Here is a 22,509-nt window from a genome sequence, read left to right on the forward strand (position 1 = left end):
CGTCGTTCAGTCCTCCAGTGCCGAGAGACCGGGCAGCGTCTTGCCTTCGAGATACTCCAGGCTGGCGCCGCCGCCGGTCGAGATGTGCGAGAACGCCTTCTCGTCGAAGCCCAGGCTGCGCACCGCCGCGGCCGAGTCGCCGCCGCCGACCACGGTGAACGCCCCGGAGTCGATCAGGCCCTGGGCGACCGCGCGGGTGCCGTGCGAGTACGGCTCCATCTCGAACACGCCCATGGGGCCGTTCCAGAACACGGTCTTCGCGCCGGCCAGGCGCTCGGCGAACAGCCGGCCCGAGGCGGGGCCGATGTCCAGGCCCAGCCGGTCGGCGGGGATCGCGTCGGCGGCCACCACGGCGTGCTCGGCGTCGGCGGCGAACGCGGTGGCGGCCACCACGTCCACGGGGAGCACGAACTCCACGCCGGTCTTCTCGGCCCGCCGGAGGTACTCCTCCACGGTGCCGAGCTGGTCCTTCTCCAGCAGGCTCCTGCCGACCTCGTGGCCCTGGGCCGCCAGGAACGTGAAGACCATGCCGCCGCCGATGAGGATGCGGTCGGCCTTGCCCAGCAGGTTGTCGATGACCCCGAGCTTGTCGGAGACCTTGGAGCCGCCCAGCACGACCGCGTAGGGCCGTTCGACGTCCTCGGTGAGCCGCTCGAGGACGTCCACCTCGGTGGTGATCAGCCCGCCGGCGGCGTGCGGCAGCCGCTGCGGCACGTCGTAGACGCTGGCGTGCCTGCGGTGAACGGCGCCGAAGCCGTCGCCGACGTACAGGTCGGCGAGGGCGGCCAGCCGGTCGGCGAACGCGCCGCGCTCGGTGTCGTCCTTGCTGGTCTCGCCCCCCTCGAAGCGCAGGTTCTCCAGCAGCGCCACCTGACCGTCGGCGAGCCCGGCCACGGTGGCGGCGGCGCCGTCGCCGACCACGTCGGACGCGAACGCGACGTCCGCGCCGAGCAGCTCACCGAGCCGCCGGGCGACCGGGGCCAGCGAGAACTCCGGCTTCACCTCGCCCTGGGGCCGGCCCAGGTGGGCGCAGACGATCACCTTGGCGCCGCGCCCGCGCAGCGTCTCGATCGTCGGCAGGCTCGCCCGGATCCGGCCGTCGTCGGTGATCCGATCCCCGTCCAGCGGAACGTTCAGGTCCGCCCGGACCAGCACCCGCCTCCCGCGTACGTCGAGATCGTCAATGGTGCGCATCGATGTCCTTCCCTGCTCCTCGCCGGCTGCGTGAACGGGCCCGCCGTGACCGCGCGGTCTGGGCGCGATCACGGCGGGCGGAAGGGCTCAGAGCTGCGAGCCGACCAGCTTGACCAGGTCCACCAGGCGGTTGGAGTAGCCCCACTCGTTGTCGTACCAGCCGACGACCTTGGCCTGGTTGCCGATGACCTTGGTCAGGCCGGCGTCCAGGATGCAGGAGGCGGGGTCGGTGACGATGTCGGAGGAGACGATCGGGTCCTCGGTGTAGGTGAGGACGCCGCGGAGGGGGCCCTCGGCGGCCGCGCGCAGGGCCGCGTTGACCTCCTCGACGGTGGTGTCGCGGCCCAGATCGACGGTCAGGTCGGTGGCCGAGCCGGTGGGGATCGGCACCCGCAGCGCGAAGCCGTCCAGCTTGCCCTTGAGCTCCGGCAGCACCAGGCCGATGGCCTTGGCGGCGCCGGTGGAGGTCGGCACGATGTTCAGCGCGGCGGCGCGCGCCCGACGCAGGTCCTTGTGCGGGCCGTCCTGCAGGTTCTGGTCGGCCGTGTAGGCGTGGATGGTCGTCATCAGCCCGTGCTTGATGCCGAACGTGTCGTGCAGCACCTTGGCCATCGGGGCCAGACAGTTGGTGGTGCACGACGCGTTGGAGATGACCGTGTGCGCGGCCGGGTCGTAGGAGTCGTCGTTGACGCCCATCACGACGGTGACGTCCTCGTTCTTGGCGGGCGCGGAGATGATCACCTTCTTGGCGCCGTTGTCGGCGTGCACCCTGGCCTTGGCGGCGTCGGTGAACAGGCCGGTCGACTCGACCACGACGTCGACGCCGAGATCGCCCCACTTGAGGGCGCCGGGGTCGCGCTCGGCGAACACCTTGAACGTGCGCCCGCCGACGGTGATCTCGTCCGCGGCCGCCTTCACCTCCTCGCCGAGCCGGCCGAGGATGCTGTCGTACTTGAGCAGGTGGGCGAGCGTCGCGTTGTCGGTCAGGTCGTTGACCGCCACGATCTCGACGTCGGCCCCGCTGGCCAGCAGGGCGCGGAAGAAGTTACGGCCGATCCGGCCGAACCCGTTGATGCCTACGCGGATGGTCACCGAACCGCTCTCCTCGTACCTCGTCCGCCCGGTGTCGTCCGGGCCCGCTACGTCCATCGGGTGAACGGCCGGGGCCGTCCCTCCCTGTTCGCGACCCTATCCAATGGACCCCGCGCACTCCGACACCGACCGTGGGTGAAGCGGGGGGTGAGACGGACTCACTCGGACGGGGGATCGCCCCTCCGGCGTGGGTCGAGACCCCTTTGGTCTAGACCAATGACCGGGTCGAGCCCCGCGCGGACCCGACCCCGGCGGTCATACGGCGATCACCCGGCGGTCAGGGAGCCAGCATCTCGGCGGTCAGGTTGGCCTCGGTGCCCGCGATGCCCTGGTCGCCGGCGCGCTTGTCGGCCATGGCCAGCAGCCGCCGGATCCGGCCGGCGATGGCGTCCTTGGTCAGCGGCGGGTCGGCGAGCTGGCCCAGCTCCTCCAGGGACGCCTGCTTGTGCTCCAGCCGCAGCCGCCCGGCCGCCACCAGGTGCTCGGGGGCCTCGTCGCCGAGGATCTCCAGGGCCCGGGCCACCCGGGCGCCGGCGGCCACCGCGGCGCGGGCCGAGCGGCGCAGGTTGGCGTCGTCGAAGTTGGCCAGCCGGTTGGCGGTCGCCCGCACCTCCCGGCGCATCCGGCGCTCCTCCCAGGCCAGCACGCTGTCGTGCGCGCCGAGCCGGGTGAGCAGCACGCTGATGGCGTCGCCGTCGCGGACCACCACCCGGTCCACCCCGCGGACCTCCCGGGCCTTGGCGTGCACCTTCAGCCGCCGGGCGGCGCCGACCAGGGCCAGCGCGGCCTCCGGGCCGGGGCAGGTCACCTCCAGCGACATGGAACGGCCGGGCTCGGTCAGCGAGCCGTGTGCCAGGAACGCCCCCCGCCAGGCCGACTCGGCGTCGCAGGCCGCCCCCGCCACCACGTGCCGGGGCAGCCCCCGCACCGGACGGCCGTGGTTGTCGACCAGCCCTGTCTGCCGGGCCAGCGACTCCCCGTCGCGGAACACCCGGACCACGTAACGGTTGCCCTTGCGCAGCCCGCTCGGCGCCAGCACCACCACGTCGGAGGTGTGGCCGAACACCTCCGTGATGTCCTTGCGCAGCCGTCGGGCGGCGGCCCCCGTGTCGATCTCGGCCTCGATCACGATCCGGCCGCTGACCAGATGCAGCCCCCCGGCGAACCGCAGCAGCGTCGACACCTCGGCCTTGCGACAGCAGGGCTTCATGATGGACAGCCTGCTCAGCTCGTCCTTCACCACACCGGTCATCGCCATAGACGAACCTCCCCCTTGTCGAACCCGTCCAGCAGTTCAGCCGTTCAGCAGTTTCGCCGATTCCCGACGGGCGGGTCCCCGCTCAACGGAATATCTGTGCGAAAGCTTGGGCCAGCCGGGCCGGATCATGACGCGGCGTGCCGTCGGCGGCGGCCACGTCGGCCAACTCCAGCCGCCCGCCGAGCATCCGGACGGCCTTGTCGAGCGCGTCGGTGTCCTCGACCACGCCCCGGTCGGCCAGCACCACGTCGATCCGCAGGTCGGGCGCGTGCGCCTGGAGGACCTCCAGATGGGTCTGCGGGGAGAAGTCGTCGGTCTCGCCGGGCTGCGGCGCCAGGTTGAGCGCCACCGCCCGGCGGGCGCGGGTGCGGGTCAGCGCCCGGGCCAGCTCCGGCACCTTGAGGTGCGGGAGCACGCTGGTGAACCAGGACCCGGGGCCGAACACCACCCAGTCGGCGTCCTCGATCGCCGCCAGCGCCTCCGGGCAGGCGGGCGGGTCGGGCGGCACCAGGGACACGCTCAGCACCTTGCCGGGCGTCCCCGCGCACGCCACCTGCCCCCTCACCTGGCTGGTCTCCTCGGGTCTGGCCGGATCGGCGCCCCGCACCTCGGCGACGATGTCGAGCGGGACGGAGGCCATCGGCAGCACGCGGCCCTGCGCGCCGAGCAGCCGGCCCACCCAGTCCAGCCCGGCCACCGTGGAACCGGACGCGCTCATCGGGCCGGCCGCGTCGTCGCCCAGCAGCTCCCACAGGGCCACGATGAGGAGGTTGCCGACCGCGTGCTCGTGCAGGTCGCCCTGGCTGCGGAAGCGGTGCTGGACCACCCGGCTCCAGGTCTGGCCCCACTCGTCGTCGCCGCACAGCGCCGCCAACGCCATCCGCAGGTCACCGGGGGGAAGGACCCCCAACTCGCGGCGGAGCCTGCCGCTGGACCCGCCGTCGTCGGCGACCGTGACCACGGCGGTGAGGCGATCGGTGACCCGCCGCAGCGCCGACAGCGACGCGTACAGCCCGTGCCCCCCGCCGAGGGCCACGACCCTGTCGCTCCCCCGGGTGGGGGACGTCACCCCGCCGTCGTCGTCGCCCGTGTGCCCCGCCGTCGCTCGCTCTGCTCGCACCTGGCCGCTCGTCCCTCCCGCCGCGGACCGCACTCCAGCACCACCTACCCCACCCCGGGGAAGGCCAACGCCCGCCCCGGAGGCGGTGTCACGCCCATCCTCCGCCCGGAGGACGTCGAGCACCAACCCGGCACGACGGACGACCGGCACCATAGTGGATCACATCCGGACATCGAGGACGCCACGGCGCACCCCGAAGCCACTCCCGACCGAGACCGCGCCGCGCCACCCCACTTCCCGGGGTCACTCCGGGCGCATGTCACGGTGCAGGGCCCGGCGGCCGAGCCTCGGGCTTCGGGGCGGCGATGGTGTTCGGGGGTTACTCGCGGCCGAGGTCGCGGTGGGCGACCTGGACCTCGATGCCGGTGTCGCGGAGCCGGGCGGCGAGTTGCTCGGCCATGGCGACGCTGCGGTGCTTGCCGCCGGTGCAGCCGACGGCCAGGGTCATGTAGTGCTTGCCCTCGCGCTCGTACCCGTCGGCCAACAGGCGCAGCACGTCGGTGTAGGAGTCGAGGAACTCCTTGGCGCCGGGACGGCCGAGGACGTAGTCGCGGACGGGGGCGTCGCGGCCGTTCATGGGGCGCAGTTCCGGGACCCAGTGCGGGTTGGGCAGGAACCGGCAGTCGACGACCAGGTCGGCGTCGACCGGCAGGCCGTACTTGTAGCCGAAGGAGACCACCGTCGCCCGCAGGCTGGACTCGCCGGTGCCTGTGCCGAAGAAGCCGACGATCTTGGCCCGCAGCTCGTGCACGTTCAGCGCGCTGGTGTCGAGCACCAGGTCGGCCTCGGCGCGCACCTCGCGGACCAGATCGCGCTCCCGGGCGATCCCGTCGACCAGCCGCCCGTCGCCCTGCAGCGGGTGCGGGCGCCGGACGGCCTCGAACCGGCGCACCAGCTCGTCGTCGCCCGCCTCCAGGAAGATCACCCGGGGGTGGACGCCGCGGGCCTCCAGCTCGGCGATGGAGGAGTGCAGGTCGCTGGTGAAGGCCCGGCTGCGCACGTCGACCACGACGGCGATGCGGGGCACCGCGTCCCGGACCCGGCCGCCCAGGTCGGCCATGGTCGCCAGCAGTCCCGGGGGGAGGTTGTCGACCACGAACCAGTCGAGGTCCTCCAGGGACTTGGCCGCCGTGCTCCGGCCCGCCCCGGACATCCCGGTGACGATGACGATGTCGGGTATGTGCTGCTGCCCCTCGGTGGTCATGAGCCTCCCCCATCAGCGCGTGAGTCCGGCGGGCCCCCCGTCGGGGCCCCCCGCAACGCGGTCACGATCACGTCGGCGGTCTGCCGTCCGATGCCCGGGACCTCGGCGATCTGCTCGGCGTTGGCGGCCCGCAGCCGCCGCACCGAGCCGAAGTGCTTGAGCAGGGCGGTGCGACGGGCGGGCCCCAGCCCGGGCACGTCGTCCAGTTCGCTCACCGTCAGGGCCGCCGAGCGCCGCTGCCGGTGGTAGGTGATCGCGAACCGGTGCGCCTCGTCGCGCAGCCGCTGCATCAGGAACAGGCCCTCGCCGCCGCGCGGCAGGATCACCGGCTCGTCGTCGCCGGGCAGCCAGATCTCCTCCATCCGCTTGGCGAGCCCGCAGACCGCGATCTCCGGGACGCCGAGCTCGTCGAGGGCGCGCTGCGCGGCGGCGACCTGCGGCGGGCCGCCGTCGACCACGACCAGGTTGGGCGGGTAGGCGAACTTGCGGGCGCGTCCGGTCTCCGGGTCGACCGGGCCGCGGGCCCCCGCCCCCTCCGCGGCGTCGTCGGCGTCGTCGAAGCCGTAGGAGGCCAGCACGTCGTCGACGGCGGCATCGACCTCGGGCCCCTCGGCCGCCTCCCGGGCGGCCTTGTCGCGCTCGGCCAGGTAGCGCCGGAACCGTCGGGTGATCACCTCGTGGATGGAGCGGACGTCGTCCTGGCCCTCGACCGCCTTGATGCTGAACCGGCGGTACTCGCCCTTGCGGGCCATGCCGTCCTCGAACACCACCATGGAGGCCACCACGTGGGTGCCCTGCAGGTTGGAGACGTCGTAGCACTCGATCCGCAGGGGGGCCTCGTCGAGCTCGAGCGCCTCCTGGATCTCCTGCAGCGCCCGGCTGCGGGTGGTCAGGTCGCCCGCGCGGCGGGTCTTGTGCTGTTTGAGCGCCTCCATGGCGTTGCGGCCCACGGTCTCCAGCAGGGCCCGCTTGTCGCCGCGCTGCGGCACCCGGATGTGCACCGGGCCGCCGCGCTGCTCGGCGAGCAGCTCGGTCATGGCCTCGGCGTCGGGCGGCCGGGCGGGCACCAGCACCTCGCGGGGCACCGACTCGCTCTCGCCGTAGGCCTGGATGAGGAAGTGCTCGACCAGGTCGGCGGTGGTGACCTCCTCGACCTTGTCGACCACCCAGCCGCGCTGGCCGCGGATCCGTCCGCCGCGCACGTAGAACACCTGGACGGCGGCCTCGAGCTGGTCCTCGGCGAGGGCGATCACGTCGCAGTCGGTGCCCTCCCCCAGGACCACGGCCTGCTTCTCCAGGGCGCGCTCCAGCGCCCGCATGTCGTCGCGCAGCCGGGCGGCCCGCTCGTACTCCTCGACCCGGGCGGCGGCGCGCATGTCCTGCTCGATGCGCCTGATGAAGCGGGTGGTGTCGCCGGCCATGAAGGCGCAGAAGTCCTCGGCCAGCAGCCGGTGCTCGGCCTCGCCGACCCGGCCCACGCAGGGCGCGGAGCACTTGTCGATGTAGCCCAGCAGACAGGGCCGGTCGATCTGCCGGGCCCGCTTGAACACGCCGGCCTTGCAGGTGCGCACCGGGAAGACCCGCAGCAGCAGGTCCACCGTCTCCCTGATCGCCCAGGCGTGGGAGTAGGGCCCGAAGTACCGCACGCCCTTGCGCCTGGCCCCCCGCATGACCATCACCCGCGGAAACTCCTCGTCCAGCGTCACCGCAAGGTACGGGTAGGACTTGTCGTCGCGGTAACGGACGTTGAACCGGGGGTCGAACTCCTTGATCCAGGAGTACTCGAGCTGGAGGGCCTCCACCTCGGTGCCGACCACCGTCCAGTCGACCCGGGTGGCGGTCTGCAGCATCGTCTGGGTCCGGGGGTGCAGCCCCGCGAAGTCGGCGAAGTAGGAGTTCAGCCGGGAGCGCAGGCTCTTGGCCTTGCCGACGTAGATCACCCGGTCGTGCTCGTCGCGGAAGCGATAGACCCCCGGCGAGTCGGGGATCGAGCCCGGGGCCGGTCGGTAGTTCGCCGGATCTGCCACACGAAAAGCCTAGTGCGGACCCGTGACAGAAACGTGCGGCCGGACGCGCCGGCGGCGGCCGCTCCCGGCCCCGATGTGACCTGAATCTCGTTCGGCGGAGCGCTGAGCGGAAACAGACGTCCGGTCAACGATCGGCAAAGGAAGGTTCACGGTTGTCCGCGTTCTGGGCTTGGATGATCTTCGGCATCGCCGTCGTGGTCTCGGTGACCGTGGTGGAGGCCGCCCGCCGGCTGCTGGCGGGACGGCTGGCGGTGCGCCGGCCCGGCGCGGCCGAGGCGGCCCGCAGGTGCGCCCGCCCGGCGTTCGCGGCGGCGGTGATGTTCAGCGTGCGGGCCGCGCTGCCCTCCGCCGAGTACCTCGGCGGGTCCGACGCCGACCGGGTGATCCGCCATCTGCTGTGGATCGGGGCGGTCGCCACCGCCACCTGGCTGCTGATGCGGATCACCTACGCGCTGACCGATCCGGCGCTGAACCGGCTGACCAGGATCGAGGGCGAGCGCAACCGCCGCGCCCGCCGGGCCAGGACCCAGATGCTGCTGCTGCGCCGGATCGCCGGCGTGGCAGTGGTGATCGTGGCCGTCGGCCTCGTGCTGTTCTCGTTCCCGGCGGTGCGGGCGCTCGGCGCGGGGATGCTGGCCTCGGCCGGCGTCGCGGGCCTGGTCGTCGGCATCGCCGCCCGGCCGGTGCTGGGCAACCTGCTGGCCGGCCTGCAACTGGCGTTCAGCGACGCGCTGCGGCTGGACGACGTCGTGGTGGTCGACGGCGAGTGGGGCCGCATCGAGGAGCTGACCCTGTCGTACGTGGTGGTGCTGGCCTGGGACGAGCGGCGCATCATCCTGCCGGTGTCGTACTTCACCGAGCAGCCGTTCGAGAACTGGACGCGGCAGGGCAGCCGGGTGGTCGGCTCGGTGCTGTTCCATGTGGACTGGACGGTGCCGGTGGACGACCTGCGCACGGAGCTGTACCGGTTCCTGCGCGGGCATCCGTTGTGGGACCAGCGGGACTGGGTGCTCCAGGTGACCGAGGTGCTGCCCAACGGTCTGATCCAGCTCCGGGCCCTGATGAGCGCCGCGGACGCCGCCAGCGCGTGGGACCTGCGCTGTGACGCCCGCGAGCACGTCGTCGGCTACCTGCGGCGGGAGCACCCGGAGGCGCTCCCCCGGTTCCGCGCCGAGCTGCCCTCCGGGATCACGCGAGCCTGATGACGTCGCCCTCGACGGTGATGTCCTTGCCGCCGAGCGGCGCGTCGGCGGGCCCGGCCTTCACGGAGCCGTCGGCGATGGCGAACTTGCTGCCGTGGCAGGGACAGTTGATGGTGCCCCCCTTGACGGAGTCCACCGGGCACCCCTGGTGGGTGCACTTGATGTCGAACGCCTTGAACCGCCCCTGGACCGGCTGGGTGACCACCACCTTCCGATCCTTGATGATCTTGCCGCCGCCGACCGGGATCTCACCGGTCCGCGCCAGCACGTCGCCCGCCTTGCCGGCGGTGCCGTCGTCGCTCCCGCAGGCCGCCGCCACCCCGGCCACGCCCAGCAGGCCCGCGCCCGCCAGCACCGCGCGCCGGGTGCTGCCCGAGTCGATCTCCGGTGTCCGTTCCGTCATGTCGTCCTCCGTATCGGTCGCGGGGCGCCCGCCCCCTTGCCCACGCCCATCACCACGGGCGCGGCCGGTAGCCGGTTCAACACCCTACGAAGGTCCGCCGGACGTCCTGACGTCAGGGCTCCATGGCGCGTCGGATCGCCGTGCGGAAGTCCTTGGCGCTCCGGTACCGCTCCGCGGGGTCCTTCGCCATGGCCCGCAGCACCAGGTCGTCCACCCATCCGGCCAGCCCCGTGCCGTACGACGAGGGAGGCCGGGGGGTCTCCCAGCGATGCCGTTCCCTCGTGTCCATGGGGCCGGAGCCGGAGAAGGGCGCGAACCCCGTGAGCATCTCGTAGAGGACGCAACCGGCCGCGTACACGTCGCTGAGGACGTCGGCCGCGCCGCCCTCCGCCTGCTCGGGTGACACGCACGTCGCCGCGTCCTCGGCGCGCACGAGGTCGGTCACCGGGTACGCGGTGTGGAGACCGAAGCCCTTGACCCGCGGCTCGCCGGTCTCGGTGACGAGCACGTTGGACGGGCGCACCGCTCCATGGACGACGCCCCTGCCGTGCGCGTGCGACAGCCCGGCCAGGATCCCCGAGGCGGCGGCCATCGCGGCCTCAAGGGAGAACGGCTCTCCCCGTGCGATCAGCACGTTCAGGGACACGCCCTCCACGAAATCGGTGACGATGTACGGCCCCGGGAGGTCGTCGCTCAGTTGGGCGCCCACCTCTCGGACGCCGACGATCGACGGGTGGCGCAATTGCAGGATGGAGCGCGGCAGCGCGAGAACGTCGTCCGCGTCGAGGGGGTCGTGAAGGCGTTTGACGGCCACCGTCCGTCTCCGTCGGGTGTCCTCGGCACGGTAGACCGTCGCCCAGGGCTGGTCGGAGATCACCTGTTCGATGCGATAGCGACCGACCTGGCGGCCTCGGACGGGCAGCAGCCTCCGCAGCACCGACGGGCGCCCTGAGGTCTGCTCGGAAGAGGCCCTCCCCTCGGCCGACCGGAGGATCCGGAGCAGTCGCTGCGCGCTCGGGCGGTCCTGTGGGCTCTTGGCCAGGGCGAGCGTCACCGCGTACTGCAGCGGGCCGTGCAGCCGGGACACGTCGGGCTCCGCGGTGAGGACCGCGGCGATGACGCTCTGGCCCTGTCCGTCACCGAAGGGCGGCGCCCCGGTCGCCGCGTAGTAGACGGTCGCCCCCCAGGCGAACACGTCGGAGGCGGACGTCATGCGCCCGTGAACGAGCGTCTCGGGGGCCTGGTACCCCGGGCGGGCGCTGGCCAGCCCCCAGACCGCCCGGTCGTCCCCGACCCCCGCCTCGCAGCGCGGATCGGCCATGATCCACCCCTCCGACCGTTCGAAGACGCCGCCGGGCTGCAGATCGTGATGGACCAGCCCGGCGCGGGCGAGGTCGACCAGGCCGGTCAACAGGTCCCCGGCCAGTTCGGCCAGTGCGGCGCCTGTGAGGGGCCCCTCTTCGCGCACCACGCCCTCCAGCGTGGACTCCCCGGGATGCGTCCCGGCGACGAAGTAGCCGTCTCCGTGGACGCCCGCCTCCACGACCCGGGCCACGTTGCGCGAGCGCAGACCCTCCGCGGACCTCTCCAGGGCCAGGAACCGCTGGCGGGCCGCCTCGTCGGCGAAGGCGCGGCCCGGTACGAGACGGAGCGCCACGACGGTCCCGTTCCTGTGGGCCGACAGGTAGACGGGGCCGTACGGGGCGCTGCCGAGCTTGGCCCTCAGCAGGTAGCCGCCCACCTCGACGGGGTCGCGCGGGCGCAGCGGGTCGGGTGTTCGCGGGGTCAGGGTGCGGGCCGCGTAGGGCATCGCCTTCAGCCTGGCCACCACCTCCTCGGCCGTGGGGCGCTCCGCCGGCTCCTTCCTGAGGCAGTCGGCCGCCAGGTCGCGCATCGGCCCCGTCAGGGCGCTCAGGTCCGGTTCGCCGTAGAGGACGAAGTTCGCCTCGGCCGCCGGGGTCGGGCCGTGGAAGGGACGCCGTCCGCTCGCCGCGTACACCAGCAGGACGCCGAAGGCGAAGACGTCGGCCATCGTGGTCGGTGCCGTGGAGTCGCCGCGCTGCAGGAGTTCGGGCGCCTGCTGGAAGAGGGGCCCCCCTTGCGGCGTCGCGCCCCGCTCGTCCCACAACACGGCCGCGAGCCCGACGTCCTTGACGACGGGGCCGTCCGGGCCGACGACGACGTTCGCCGGTCCGAAGGAACCGTGGACCCAGACCGCGTGGATCGACGCCAGCGAGGCGGCGAGGGCGGACGCCAGCTCCCAGAGGCTCTCGCCGGAGAAGCGCCGTCCCTCCTCGACCAGGTCTCCCAGCCTCCTGCCCCGGGCGTACTGGACGACCACGTAGGCCCCGTCGTCCCCCACGCCGGCCTCGATGATCTGGGCGAGCCGGGGGCCGGTGACCCACGGCCTCGCGTCCGCGCTTGCGACGAAGCCGTCCATGGCGCCCCGCGTCGGGAGGACCGCCGGGTAGAAGACCCTGACGGCGTACTCCCGACCCTCCGGGTCGACGGCGTGGTAGACGTCCCCGAGCCACCCGGAACCCAGCACGCCCAGGACGCGGTAGGGACCGATGCTCTCGGGCCGCGCCGGAACGCCGGCCATGTTGCGGAACAGTCGGACCGGGCGGTTCCCGTGCCGCACCATGACCGCGGGCTCGGGCACGCCTCCCGCCCGCAGTGCCCGGGTGACGCCCGCGTGGACCGCCTCGATGTCGAGGTGGCGGCCGAGGCCGGGAAGCCCGGTCAGCACCGTTTCCAGGAGCGCCCCCGTGAAGGCGCTGTGGGCGTCGCCGTACGGCGACGAGACGTGTCCCCCCGGTGAGGTCAGCACGATCTCCGTCGCGTGGTCGTCGGCGGGGCCCGACACCCAGGCGACGGAAGCGTAGGGGCAGTCCAGGATCATGATGCGGCGTTGCGCCGTGCTCCGCCTGAACGCCGACAGCACCGTCGGGTAGGGGACACCGTCGCCCCGCGCTCCGGCGAGCCCGAGGACGAGCTCGCCCGTGCCGTCCTCCAAATGCGCCTCGCCCGTGTAGTAGACGACCAGCGTGTCCGTCGCCGCCTCGCCCGCCTGCGCGAGCGGGCCGAGAACGTGCTCCGGCCGTCTCGGGTCGCGCACGACGGCGCACCGGTCGGGAGGCAGGCCCCACAGGTCGGCGTCGCGGAGCGTGTCGGCCATCCCCTGGAGGTCGGCGTCGACGGTGGGGATGTCGGTGCCCACGCCGATCAGCACGGCGCGGGACGCCCAGGGGTCGGCGGCCTCGGAGAGCCCGAGGTCGTCCACGAAGACGGCCGTCGACAGGTACTGCTCGTAGGTCATGCCGCCGTCCCCGATGAGGGCGGCGGCCGCCGCCAGCTCCCCCGGCCAGCGGCCGAGCCGCTCGGCGAGTTCGCGGGCCCCGGCCTCGTCGTCCAGGCCGGTCAGCCGGCGCAGCAGTTCGACCGCCTCGCCGGGGTCGAGCGCGGGCACCTCGAAGGGGATGAGGTCCATGGCGGTGGTGATCTCGGGGTCGGGGGGCCCGTCGGCGAGCCAGAGGACCTTGGTCCGGCCCGTGTCCGTCGGCCGCCGGGCGTGGTACGGGCGCGTGTCCACGACGATCAGGCAGCGGCCCGGCGCGCGCTCGTCCAGGGCGTCCCAGAGCCGGTCCGGCTCCACGCCCAGACGGGCGGCGAGGCCCGCGAGCCGCCGTTCGGTCTCCGCCTCGTCCCCGCCTTCGATCCAGGCGACGACCGGCCAGCCCTCCGCCGCGCACCGCCGGGCGTGGTCGGCCGCCAGCACGGTCACGCCCGCCACCCAGGGCCTCCCCCACAGCGCCACCCGGTCGTGCCGGTCGATCGTCCGCGCCAGCGACGCCAGCAGGTCCTCCCTGGGGAGGGCGGCGGCGGGCGGCTCCGGGAGGGAGCCGTGGACGATCTGCTCCGCGTCGTGCCCGCCGCCGCCCGACCGAGAGCCGGATCCGGGCGCGGGCACGGAGGCGGGCGCGGCGAGACCGAGGCGGGCGGCGAGGGCGCCCAGGAGGTGCGCGAACGGCTCGTCCTCCGGGGCGAGGCCGGCCAGGCCCTCAGGGTCGGCGACCAGGGCCGTCAGCGCGCCGTGGCCCGTCACGCCGGTCCGTTCCGCCAGATGCTCGCTGACGGCCGTGAACGCGTCCCACTCCTCGAACGCGGTGACGCCGACCCGGAGGCGGGCCGCGACCCCCTCGCGGAACCGGTAGCGGGCACCGCAGCCGGGCGGAGCGGGGATCTCCTCCAGCAGGCCGCCGACCAGGACCTCCGCCAACTCGGTGACGCCCGTGCCGAGGGCCAGCCGGTCCCGCAGGACGTGGATGAGCGGCAGCGAGAGCATCTGCGCGGACGCCAGGACCCGGGCGAGGCGCTCGGCGCCGCGCGAGGCCCGCGCCAGGAACGCGTCCACCCGCGCGTCCGGGTCGGGGGTCGCGGGGGCGGGCGGCGTCCGGGGCTCGGTGCCGACGAGCACGCCGTCGACCCAGGCCGTCCCGGCGACGACCGCCCGGCTCCAGAGCGCCAGCGCCTCCGGCTGGAAGGCGACGACGGGCAGCACGATCGCGTCCGGGGCGAGGTCCCCCTCCTCGACCCACCAGGCGACGTCGCGGTCCAGCAGCGTGTTGGGGCTCGCCGGCCAGGGGGCGCGCCCGGCGGCGTACAGGTCGCCGAGCGCCGTGTCCGGCCAGTAGTGCGGCGGCAGCACCTGAACGAGCGCCGTCGGCATCGCCCGCGACCAGGCCCGCAGCTCCCGCCACACCGCGGCGTCGTACCAGAGGCCGTCCACGGCGTCGGTGGCGAGCAGCACCAGCCGGGAGCCGGAGGGGTCCACCAGACGGGCCGGCGTCGAGCGGGTGCCGTGCGCGTCCCGCAGCCACACCCCGTCCTCGCCGGCCTCCATCTCCCAGCGCACCACCGAGCGGAACGCGCCCACCTGCTCCAGAACGCGTTCGAACTCGTCGAAGATCTCCCGCCAGACCCTCATCGAGGAGCCGTTCTCGACCACCAGCGCCACGTCCAGGCCCCGTTCCGGCCGGGGCGCGGACACGATCGTCAGCCTTCGGGCCTCGGCCGAGGCCTCCACGGTGGCCTCGACGTCCAGGACGCGCCGCCGTCCGGGCCTGCTGACCTGTTTGAAGCGGCGCAGCGCCCGGGGCAGCTCCAGGGGGCCGGCCAGGGCGCGCACGGAGCCGAGCGCCACCTCGGTGGCCGGGACGGCGGCCTCCCCCGGCCCGTCGGCCCGGTCGTGCAGATCGAGCTTGGCGTCCCCGTCCCGCGCGGGCGCCGGCTCCGGGCCGGCCGGTTCCGGAGGCGGTGGAGCGACGGGGTCGGCGGACGGGACGTCCTCCGGGGGATCGGCGGGGGCGTCCCGGCCGGTCTCCTCTTCCCGGCGGGGCGCGGGGTGCGGAGCCGTTGTCCGGATGGCGGCCAGCCACAGCACGTCGGCGATCTGCTCCGGGGTGGGCGTCGACTCGCCGGGCAGGGAGGCGACCCCGTCCACCAGCGCGTCCACGATCGCGTCGATCGGCGTCCGGCCCCCGCCGGTCATCGTCCGTCGAGCTCCCGCAACAGGACCGCCTCCAGCCGGCCGCGGGCCTCGGTGCCGGGCGCGGCCTCCCCGGTGACCAGGTGCAGCAGGTTGAGGAGCTGGTCGACGGCCAGGTTGCCGCCGCGCAGCAGCCGGTCGGCGAAGCCGGCGATCGCCGCGGTCTCGGTGTCGGCGGCGCCGCCCAGATGGGCGCGGACGATCTCGCGGAGCCGCTCGGTGTCCGGCGCGGGCATCTCGAAGCGGACGCAGCGGCGCAGGAACGGCGGCGGGAAGGCGCGCTCCCCGTTGCTGGTGAACACGATCACCGGGAAGTGCCTCGGCACCGCCCGGACCACGCCCCCGACCTCATAGCGGCCGCGGTCGGCGCCCCGGACCTCGAACACCCGCTCGCCGGTGGGGTCGGCGCGGACGAGCGGCGGGATGTCGAACTCCCCCAGCTCCAGCACGTTCAGCAGGTCCCCGGGAAGGTCGAGGTCGCTCTTGTCGATCTCGTCGATCAGCACGGCCCGGGGCCTGTCCGGCGAGGCCAGCGCGGTGCCGAGCGGCCCGAGCGTCACATACGACTCGACGTCGCCGTCGGCCGCGACCTCCAGGCCGGCCTTGACCCGGCTCTCGGCGACCTGGGCCGCGTGCAGCCGTCCCAGCGCGTCGTACCGGTACAGCGCGTCGGTCAGCACGCTCTTGGAGGTGACGTGCCAGCGCAGCACCTCACCGAGCTGCAGCTCCGCCGCGATCCGGTCGACCAGCGTGGACTTGCCCGAGCCGGGGCGGCCGGTCAGCAGCAGCGGGCGGCGCAGGTGCAGCGCCGCGTTCACCGCGTCCACCAGCTCGGGGGTCGCCACGAACGGCGGCTCGGCGCGGTCCCGCAGCCGCCAGGGCGGCGGGTCGGGGATCGCGTCGTACGCCGGCTCGGGATGGGGCGAGGTGCCGGTCCCGGTGAACAGCTCCCAGCTCACGTCATGCCTCCGCGCGGGTTCTCCAGGACGTGACGGTGCGGCATCGGGAAACCCTCGCGACCGCGCGGGTCCTCCCAGACGGTCACCATCCGGTCGTCGACCAGCTCGGCCAGCCGGTCGGGAAGGCCGTTGCGGCATCCGGCGGCCCCCGCCAGCTCGGCCATGGCCGCGCCCGCCCGATCGGGCACCCGCTCGTCCATTCCCTCGGGGAACCAGAACGCGTAACCGTACCCCTCCTTGAGCATGAGCCGCAGGGGGTCGGGCCCGGACCGCCGCTCGGATCCCGTCACCAGGTAGGGCTGGAGGTTGCGCGTCGCCCAGCGCCGGAACGCGGACTCGCCGGACGTGGACTCCGCGTTCAGCACCGGCGGGGAGCCGGTCCAGCAGGCCTGTCCGGCGCGGTGCTCCAAGAGCTCGCGCAGCCGCTCGTGCCGGGTGCGCATGGACCATCGGTAGCGCGGCCGGAACCAGTCGCCGCTCAACGGCGCGTAGAAACCGCCGCCGAGGTCGGCCAGCGGCCAGTCCTCGATGCCCGCGTCGAACAGCGCGCGGGGCGCGACCAGGTCCACGAAGATCCGCCGCCGCGCCGGCGTGGCCGCCAACAGGCGCCGCAGGCCGTCCTCCAGGCCGTCCCGGGTGGGTCGGCACTCCACGGATTCGCGCCACTCCGGCCGGCCCCGCACGTCCACGATGACGGCGGACACCGCCGTCGGCCACCGCAGCTCCCCGGAACGGGAGTCCTCGCCGAGGTCGATGAGCATCCAGCCCGGCTCGGCGCACCGGTCGGCCAGGTAGTCGCGGGCGTCGGCGAGCTGGTGTCCGGGCCCGCCGGTCACCCAGCGCCCCAGACCGCCGTCGAGGGAGTCCGCCCCGGCGGCGCGGGCCAGGCCGAGCACGAGCCGGGCGAGCGCGGTGAGGTGCTCGGCGGGACGCGCCGCGCCGGGGCGCCGCTCCACGATCGCGGCCGACGCCGCCTCGACCAGCAGGTCGTCCAGGGTGGTGCCCTCCGGCCAGCGGCCCACGTGACGGCGGTAGAGCGCGTGCAGCCGATCGATGCCGAGATCCAGCGCCACCGGGTCGCCCAGGGCCGCCAGCGCGCCCTTGGCCTCGACCGCGTCGTGCAGCGCGGCGAGCGCGTCGTGGGCGTGCGGATGCCCCGGAACGGCCTCGGGCCCGGCGGCCGGGATCCGGCGCAGCAGCAGCGCCAGCTCGGCCGGGTCCCAGCGGACCGGCGGTTCGCATCCGACGTGCCGGGCGACGACGCCGAGCAGGCCCGCGAACCGGCGGCGGACCCCGGCGTCCAGCGACGGCGCCCGCGCCAGCACCGGGACGGCGTCGGCGCGGGCGTCGAACCCCCGGCCCTGCAGGTGGACGACGTCGACCAGGGTGATCCGGTCGGCCCGCTCCAGCAGTTGCGCGGCCTGCCGACCCGCCTGCGCGAACCCCAGCGGGCGGTCGTCGGCCTCCTCGTAGCGGGTGGCCCCGGTGACGTCCAGGGCGATCCAGCCGAGCCGCAGCAGCCCGTCCACCTCCGCCCACGCCAGCCCGTCGCCGAGTCCGTCCTCGGCGCGCAGGCCGTCCTGGGCCGCGTGCATCGGGGCGTCGGCGAACGCGGGGGGCAGCAGGAGCAGGGCGTGCGACGCCCGGGGCCGGTCGTACTCGATGAGGGTGACGAACGGGCGCAGCCGGGCCGCCACGCACATGCCCGCGAACGCCAGCACCAGGTCCAGGCAGGTGCCGCGGCCGCCGTGGAAGACGGCCTGCGGCGGCCGGATCATCTGGACCTCCGGCACCGGGCGCAGCGGTTCGAGGTCGTAGAAGAGGTCGCGCCCGCACATCCGGGCGTACAGCTCCTCGGCGGCCCGGGCGTGGCCCCCGTCCTGAGAGCGCAGCTCGGCGACGTTGCGCGGGATCAGGTCGGTCTCCTCGAACACCGACGGCACGACCAGCGCCGCCAGACTGCGGTACTCCTTGATCCGCCACCGCCAGAGGACGCCCTCGCCCATCAACCGACCTCGACCACGTCGCTCATGATCGCCCGGCCGTCCGGGCCGTCGAGCAGGTCGAGCCGGTGCGGCCCTTCCGGGAGCGGTCCCAGCTCCAGCAGGAACGAGCCGTCCTCGGAGACGGCCACCGGGAGGGGCTCGCCGGCCGCGTCCACGCGCGCCCAGAGCCCGCGCACGACGGGCCGATGCCGAGCGCTTCCGGGCACGGTCACCGGCTCCCCCGCGGCGTGGAAGTCGGCGACGTCGATCGTCAGCGCCCGCGCCGCGCCGATCGCCTCGGCGGCCCGCTCGGGGGCGTCGCCGGGGGCCTGCACCGGATCGTGGTCGCGGAGCGCGTCGGCGACGGCGAACGTCAACGCGTCCAGGCTCGTCCCGTCGGTCACCAGCCCGCCGTGCGACTGGTTGTCGTAGCGCACGGGCAGCCGCAGCTCGGTGTGGTCGATCGGACGTGCCGAGATCACCGGGACGGTGCCGTCCCCGCCCGCGGAGCCGTAGTCGGCGGGCAGCAGGTCCGAGCCCTTCGAGACGCTCAGCGCCCGGCCCTCCAGCACGGCCTGTTGCAGGGTCGCCGGCCCGAACCCGGCCAGCGGCTCGGTCACGCCCGGGTGCTCGCTCCGGTTGAGGCGCAGGAGGAACTCGCGGGCGGCCTTCACCCGACCGCCGTCCAGCGAGGGCAGCACGTCGAGCAGCTCCCCCGCGCGCTTGAGGGGAGACCCCGGATCGCCGCGGTCCACCACCACGGGGTAGATCGGCAGCAGTTCGTACAGAGAGGGGAGGCGGCCGAGGGCCTCGGCCATGCGGCCCCAGCGCAGCCCCCACTTGGGGCCGTTCACCAGGACGTCCAACGCCTTCAGCGACCCCCGGTAGGGCGTGCCCAGGGTGATCAGGCGACGGCACACGTCGTGCCCGCCGTGCGCGTCGAGGTAGGCGCGGGAGACCAGACCGCCCATGCTGTGCGCCACGATGACGACCTCGGCGCGCGGGTTGAGGCGGTCGCGGACCCGGCGCAGGCGCTCGCCGACCGCCGTCGCGAGCAGCGCGGCGTTGTGGGCGATCGGGCGGCGCCAGTCGTAGGGGAACTCCAGGTACGTCAGCTCGTCGTCGAGGGCGAACTCGGCGTGCAGGCGGCGGCGCAGCTCCCCGTACCCCAGCAGCCGCGAGAGCCCGGGGACGGACAGCCCGACGAGCCCGGTGGCGGTCACCCCGTCGCCGAAGTCGGGGTCGTCCAGACGCGGCGCGTGCTCGGTCAGCTCGCCCACCCGACGGTGGACGCCCCGCACCACGCCCGGTGACAGGCCCCACAGCACCCGGCCGTCACGGCGCAGCTCGCTGCCGCCGACGCCCGGCACCACCACCAGCAGATGCGGCACGTCCCGCCCGGCGACCGCGCCCGCCCCGGGCGGCAGCAGTCCCTCGATCCCGCCCAACGCGACGATCCCCATCCGGTCGACCCGATCCCGACATCAGCGACCGTAGGACATGCGGGGGCGGATGTCCGCCGGGTCGCGGAGAAAGGGCCGTTACCGACCGGAACCGGCCGGAAGCGGCCGGCGCGGTCAGTCGTCGAGCAGCTTGGCCAGGAACCGGCCGGTGTGGCTGGCCTCCACGGCGGCGACGTCCTCCGGGGTCCCGGCGGCGACCAGGGTCCCGCCGCGCGAGCCGCCCTCGGGCCCCATGTCGATGATCCAGTCGGCGGTCTTGATCACGTCCAGGTTGTGCTCGATGACCACCACCGTGTTGCCCTTGTCGACCAGGCCGTTGAGCACCCCGAGGAGCTTGCGGATGTCCTCGAAGTGCAGGCCGGTGGTCGGCTCGTCCAGCACGTAGATGGTCCGGCCGGTGGAGCGGCGCTGCAGCTCGGCGGCCAGCTTGACGCGCTGGGCCTCGCCGCCGGACAGGGTCGGCGCGGGCTGGCCGAGTCGGACGTAGCCGAGGCCGACGTCGTTGAGGGTGGCCAGGTGCCGGTGGATCGCGGTGATCGGCTCGAAGAAGCGGGCGGCCTCCTCGATCGGCATGTCGAGGACCTCGGCGATCGTCCTGCCCTTGTAGTGGACCTCCAGGGTGTCCCGGTTGTAGCGGGCGCCGTGGCAGACCTCGCAGGGCACGTAGACGTCCGGCAGGAAGTTCATCTCGATCTTGATGGTGCCGTCGCCCGCGCAGTTCTCGCAGCGTCCGCCCTTGACGTTGAAGGAGAACCGGCCGGGCTGGTAGCCGCGCACCTTGGCCTCGGTGGTGGCCGCGAACAGCTTGCGGATGTGGTCGAACACGCCCGTGTAGGTGGCCGGGTTGGACCGGGGCGTGCGGCCGATCGGCGACTGGTCGACGTGCACGACCTTGTCGAGCTGGTCGATCCCGTTGATGCGCCGGTGCCGGCCCGGGACGGTGCGCGCCCCGTGGAGCTGCTTGGCCAGCGCGTTGTAGAGGATGTCGTTGACCAGCGTGGACTTGCCCGAACCGGACACCCCGGTGACGGCGGTGAACACCCCGAGCGGGAACGCCACGTCCACGTTCTCGAGGTTGTTCTGCTGGGCGCCCTTGACGACGATCTCGCGGCCCCTGGTCAGCGGCCGGCGGATCTTCGGGACGGCGATCGCGCGGCGACCCGACAGGTACGCGCCGGTCAGCGACCTCGGCGAGGACTTCAGGTCGGCCACGGTGCCGGACACGACGATCTGGCCGCCGTGCTCGCCCGCGCCGGGCCCGATGTCGACCACCCAGTCGGCGGCGTCGATGGTGTCCTCGTCGTGCTCGACGACGATCAGCGTGTTGCCCATGTCGCGCAGCCGGACCAGGGTCTCCAGCAGCCGGTGGTTGTCGCGCTGGTGCAGCCCGATGGACGGCTCGTCCAGCACGTACAGGACGCCGACCAGACCGGAGCCGATCTGGGTGGCCAGCCGGATCCGCTGGGCCTCGCCGCCGGCCAGGGTGGCCGAGGCCCGGTCGAGGGTGAGGTAGTCCAGGCCGACGTCCAGCAGGAAGCCGAGCCGGGCGTTGACCTCCTTGAGGACCCGGGCGGCGATGTGCGCCTCGCGGTCGTCCAGCTCCAGCGACCGCAGGAACTCGGCGCACTCGCCGATCGGCATGGAGGCGACCTCGGCGATCGACCGACCGCCCATGGTGACCGCCAGGATGACGGGCTTGAGCCGTGCCCCCTTGCAGGTGGGGCACGGGATCTCCCGCATGTAGCCCTCGAACTTCTCCCGCGTGGCGTCGCTCTCGGACTCGGCGTGCCGCCGCTGGATGTACCCGATCGCGCCCTCGTAGGCGGTGTAGTACGAGCGGGTGCGGCCGTAACGGTTCTTGTAACTGACGTGGACCTGGGTCTCGTGCCCGTGCAGGATCGCCTTGCGGGCCTTGGCGGGCAGCTTCTCCCACGGGGTGTTCAGGTCGAAGCCCATCGCGTCGCCGAGGGCCGACACCAGCCGCAGGAAGTACTCGCTGACGTGCCCGTTGGACCAGGGCTGGATGGCGCCCTCGCCGAGGGTCTTCTCCGGGTCGGGGACGACCAGCTCGGGGTCGACCTCCATCCGGGTGCCCAGGCCGGTGCAGTCGGGGCACGCGCCGTACGGGGAGTTGAACGAGAAGGAGCGCGGCTCCAGCTCGTCGAACGACAGGTCGTCGTACGGGCAGTACAGGTGCTCGGAGTACATCCGGGTGCGGTGCTCGTCGTCCTCGGGGAGGTCGACGAAGTCGAGCACGATGGTGCCGCCGGCCAGCCCGAGGGCGGTCTCGACGGAGTCGGCGAGCCGCTGGCGGGCGGAGTCCTTCACCGACAGCCGGTCGACCACCACGGAGATGTCGTGCTTCTCCTGCTTCTTGAGCTTCGGCGGCTCGTCGAGGCGGATCATGGTGCCGTCGACCAGGGCCCGCGAGTAGCCCTTGGACTGCAGCTCGCGGAACAGCTCCAGATACTCGCCCTTGCGACCGCGGATCACCGGCGCGAGCACCTGGAAGCGGGTGCCGGCCTCCAGCTCCAGCACCCGGTCGACGATCTGCTGCGGGGACTGCCGGCTGATCGGGCGGCCGCACACCGGACAGTGCGGATGGCCGATCCGGGCGTACAGCAGCCGCAGGTAGTCGTAGACCTCGGTGATGGTGCCGACGGTGGAGCGGGGGTTCTTGGAGGTGGACTTCTGGTCGATGGACACCGCCGGGGACAGGCCCTCGATGAAGTCCACGTCCGGCTTGTCCATCTGGCCGAGGAACTGGCGGGCGTAGGCCGACAGCGACTCCACGTAGCGGCGCTGGCCCTCGGCGAAGATCGTGTCGAACGCCAGGCTGGACTTGCCGGACCCGGACAGCCCGGTGAACACGATCAGGGCGTCCCGCGGCAGGTCCAGCGAGACGTCCTTGAGATTGTGCTCGCGTGCTCCACGCACGATGAGTCGGTCATGCACGGTGGTACTCGGCTCCCCTAGGGCCTGGTGACAGAAAGTCGACTTCAGGCTAACCGCGGTCGCCGGTGAAATAGTCCGCCCGAGGCGGCGCGGCCCGGC

At 73.7% G+C, this 22,509-nt stretch carries 13 protein-coding genes; 1 reads left to right on the forward strand and 12 read right to left on the reverse strand.

The window, feature by feature from the left end; translation table 11 throughout:
* Nucleotides 1-6 precede the first annotated feature (6 nt).
* The 6 genes from DFJ69_RS33165 to uvrC all read right to left on the reverse strand — a co-directional run bounded on the left by DFJ69_RS33165 (nt 7) and on the right by uvrC (nt 7,895).
* Nucleotides 7-1,194 carry a phosphoglycerate kinase gene (locus DFJ69_RS33165; protein ID WP_116026220.1) on the reverse strand — a complete coding sequence of 396 codons (1,188 nt, stop codon included), beginning with the start codon at nt 1,192-1,194 and terminating at the stop codon, nt 7-9.
* A gap of 87 nt (nt 1,195-1,281) precedes the next feature.
* A complete protein-coding gene (gap, locus tag DFJ69_RS33170; protein WP_116027073.1) occupies nt 1,282-2,286 on the reverse strand; it encodes a type I glyceraldehyde-3-phosphate dehydrogenase in 1,005 nt (334 codons plus the stop codon).
* A 277-nt stretch (nt 2,287-2,563) separates the two neighbouring features.
* Nucleotides 2,564-3,544 carry a DNA-binding protein WhiA gene (whiA, locus tag DFJ69_RS33175; RefSeq protein ID WP_116026221.1) on the reverse strand — a complete coding sequence of 327 codons (981 nt, stop codon included), beginning with the start codon at nt 3,542-3,544 and terminating at the stop codon, nt 2,564-2,566.
* A gap of 82 nt (nt 3,545-3,626) precedes the next feature.
* Entirely contained in the window at nt 3,627-4,613 is a 987-nt protein-coding gene (locus tag DFJ69_RS33180; RefSeq protein WP_116026222.1) for a gluconeogenesis factor YvcK family protein, read from the reverse strand.
* Nucleotides 4,614-4,983: 370 nt separating this feature from the next.
* A complete protein-coding gene (gene rapZ / locus DFJ69_RS33185; protein WP_116026223.1) occupies nt 4,984-5,868 on the reverse strand; it encodes an RNase adapter RapZ in 885 nt (294 codons plus the stop codon).
* On the reverse strand, nt 5,865-7,895 hold the full coding sequence (gene uvrC, locus DFJ69_RS33190) for an excinuclease ABC subunit UvrC (protein ID WP_116026224.1): 2,031 nt from the start codon (nt 7,893-7,895) through the stop codon (nt 5,865-5,867). The genes rapZ and uvrC overlap by 4 nt, the downstream gene beginning before the upstream one ends.
* 152 nt (nt 7,896-8,047) lie before the next feature.
* Here uvrC and DFJ69_RS33195 point away from each other — a divergent pair, with 152 nt between their 5' ends.
* Nucleotides 8,048-9,097 carry a mechanosensitive ion channel family protein gene (locus tag DFJ69_RS33195; protein WP_245974676.1) on the forward strand — a complete coding sequence of 350 codons (1,050 nt, stop codon included), beginning with the start codon at nt 8,048-8,050 and terminating at the stop codon, nt 9,095-9,097.
* Here the strand turns inward: DFJ69_RS33195 and DFJ69_RS33200 are convergent.
* From DFJ69_RS33200 to uvrA, 6 genes are all read right to left on the reverse strand, one after another.
* Nucleotides 9,084-9,500: a Rieske (2Fe-2S) protein gene (locus DFJ69_RS33200; RefSeq protein ID WP_116026226.1), complete on the reverse strand. Its 417-nt coding sequence runs from the start codon at nt 9,498-9,500 to the stop codon at nt 9,084-9,086. The genes DFJ69_RS33195 and DFJ69_RS33200 overlap by 14 nt on opposite strands.
* 112 nt (nt 9,501-9,612) lie before the next feature.
* Nucleotides 9,613-15,051: a serine/threonine-protein kinase gene (locus DFJ69_RS33205; protein WP_116026227.1), complete on the reverse strand. Its 5,439-nt coding sequence runs from the start codon at nt 15,049-15,051 to the stop codon at nt 9,613-9,615.
* The gene (locus DFJ69_RS33210; protein WP_211328898.1) at nt 15,048-16,007 is read right to left on the reverse strand and encodes an AAA family ATPase; all 960 of its coding nucleotides are present in this window, start codon (nt 16,005-16,007) and stop codon (nt 15,048-15,050) included. The genes DFJ69_RS33205 and DFJ69_RS33210 overlap by 4 nt, the downstream gene beginning before the upstream one ends.
* Nucleotides 16,004-18,013, reverse strand: coding sequence for a hypothetical protein (locus DFJ69_RS35135; RefSeq protein WP_211328899.1), 2,010 nt, complete (start codon nt 18,011-18,013; stop codon nt 16,004-16,006). The genes DFJ69_RS33210 and DFJ69_RS35135 overlap by 4 nt, the downstream gene beginning before the upstream one ends.
* Complete coding sequence (locus tag DFJ69_RS33215) at nt 18,013-19,455, reverse strand: lipase/acyltransferase domain-containing protein (protein ID WP_116026229.1); 1,443 nt, start codon at nt 19,453-19,455, stop codon at nt 18,013-18,015. The genes DFJ69_RS35135 and DFJ69_RS33215 overlap by 1 nt, the downstream gene beginning before the upstream one ends.
* A gap of 114 nt (nt 19,456-19,569) precedes the next feature.
* Nucleotides 19,570-22,410, reverse strand: coding sequence for an excinuclease ABC subunit UvrA (gene uvrA / locus DFJ69_RS33220; protein ID WP_116026230.1), 2,841 nt, complete (start codon nt 22,408-22,410; stop codon nt 19,570-19,572).
* Nucleotides 22,411-22,509: the final 99 nt, after the last annotated feature.

It is taken from the genome of Thermomonospora umbrina (assembly GCF_003386555.1).
Classification (GTDB): Bacteria; Actinomycetota; Actinomycetes; order Streptosporangiales; family Streptosporangiaceae; genus Thermomonospora; species Thermomonospora umbrina.

What these genes read in the sequence shown, in the direction of transcription:
- DFJ69_RS33165 (WP_116026220.1), bottom strand. Translation starts at nt 1,194, where the DNA reads ATGCGCACCATTGACGATCTCGACGTACGCGGGAGGCGGGTGCTGGTC.
- whiA (WP_116026221.1), bottom strand. Translation starts at nt 3,544, where the DNA reads ATGGCGATGACCGGTGTGGTGAAGGACGAGCTGAGCAGGCTGTCCATC.
- rapZ (WP_116026223.1), bottom strand. Translation starts at nt 5,868, where the DNA reads ATGACCACCGAGGGGCAGCAGCACATACCCGACATCGTCATCGTCACC.
- DFJ69_RS33200 (WP_116026226.1), bottom strand. Translation starts at nt 9,500, where the DNA reads ATGACGGAACGGACACCGGAGATCGACTCGGGCAGCACCCGGCGCGCG.
- DFJ69_RS33205 (WP_116026227.1), bottom strand. Translation starts at nt 15,051, where the DNA reads ATGACCGGCGGGGGCCGGACGCCGATCGACGCGATCGTGGACGCGCTG.
- DFJ69_RS35135 (WP_211328899.1), bottom strand. Translation starts at nt 18,013, where the DNA reads ATGGGCGAGGGCGTCCTCTGGCGGTGGCGGATCAAGGAGTACCGCAGT.
- DFJ69_RS33215 (WP_116026229.1), bottom strand. Translation starts at nt 19,455, where the DNA reads ATGGGGATCGTCGCGTTGGGCGGGATCGAGGGACTGCTGCCGCCCGGG.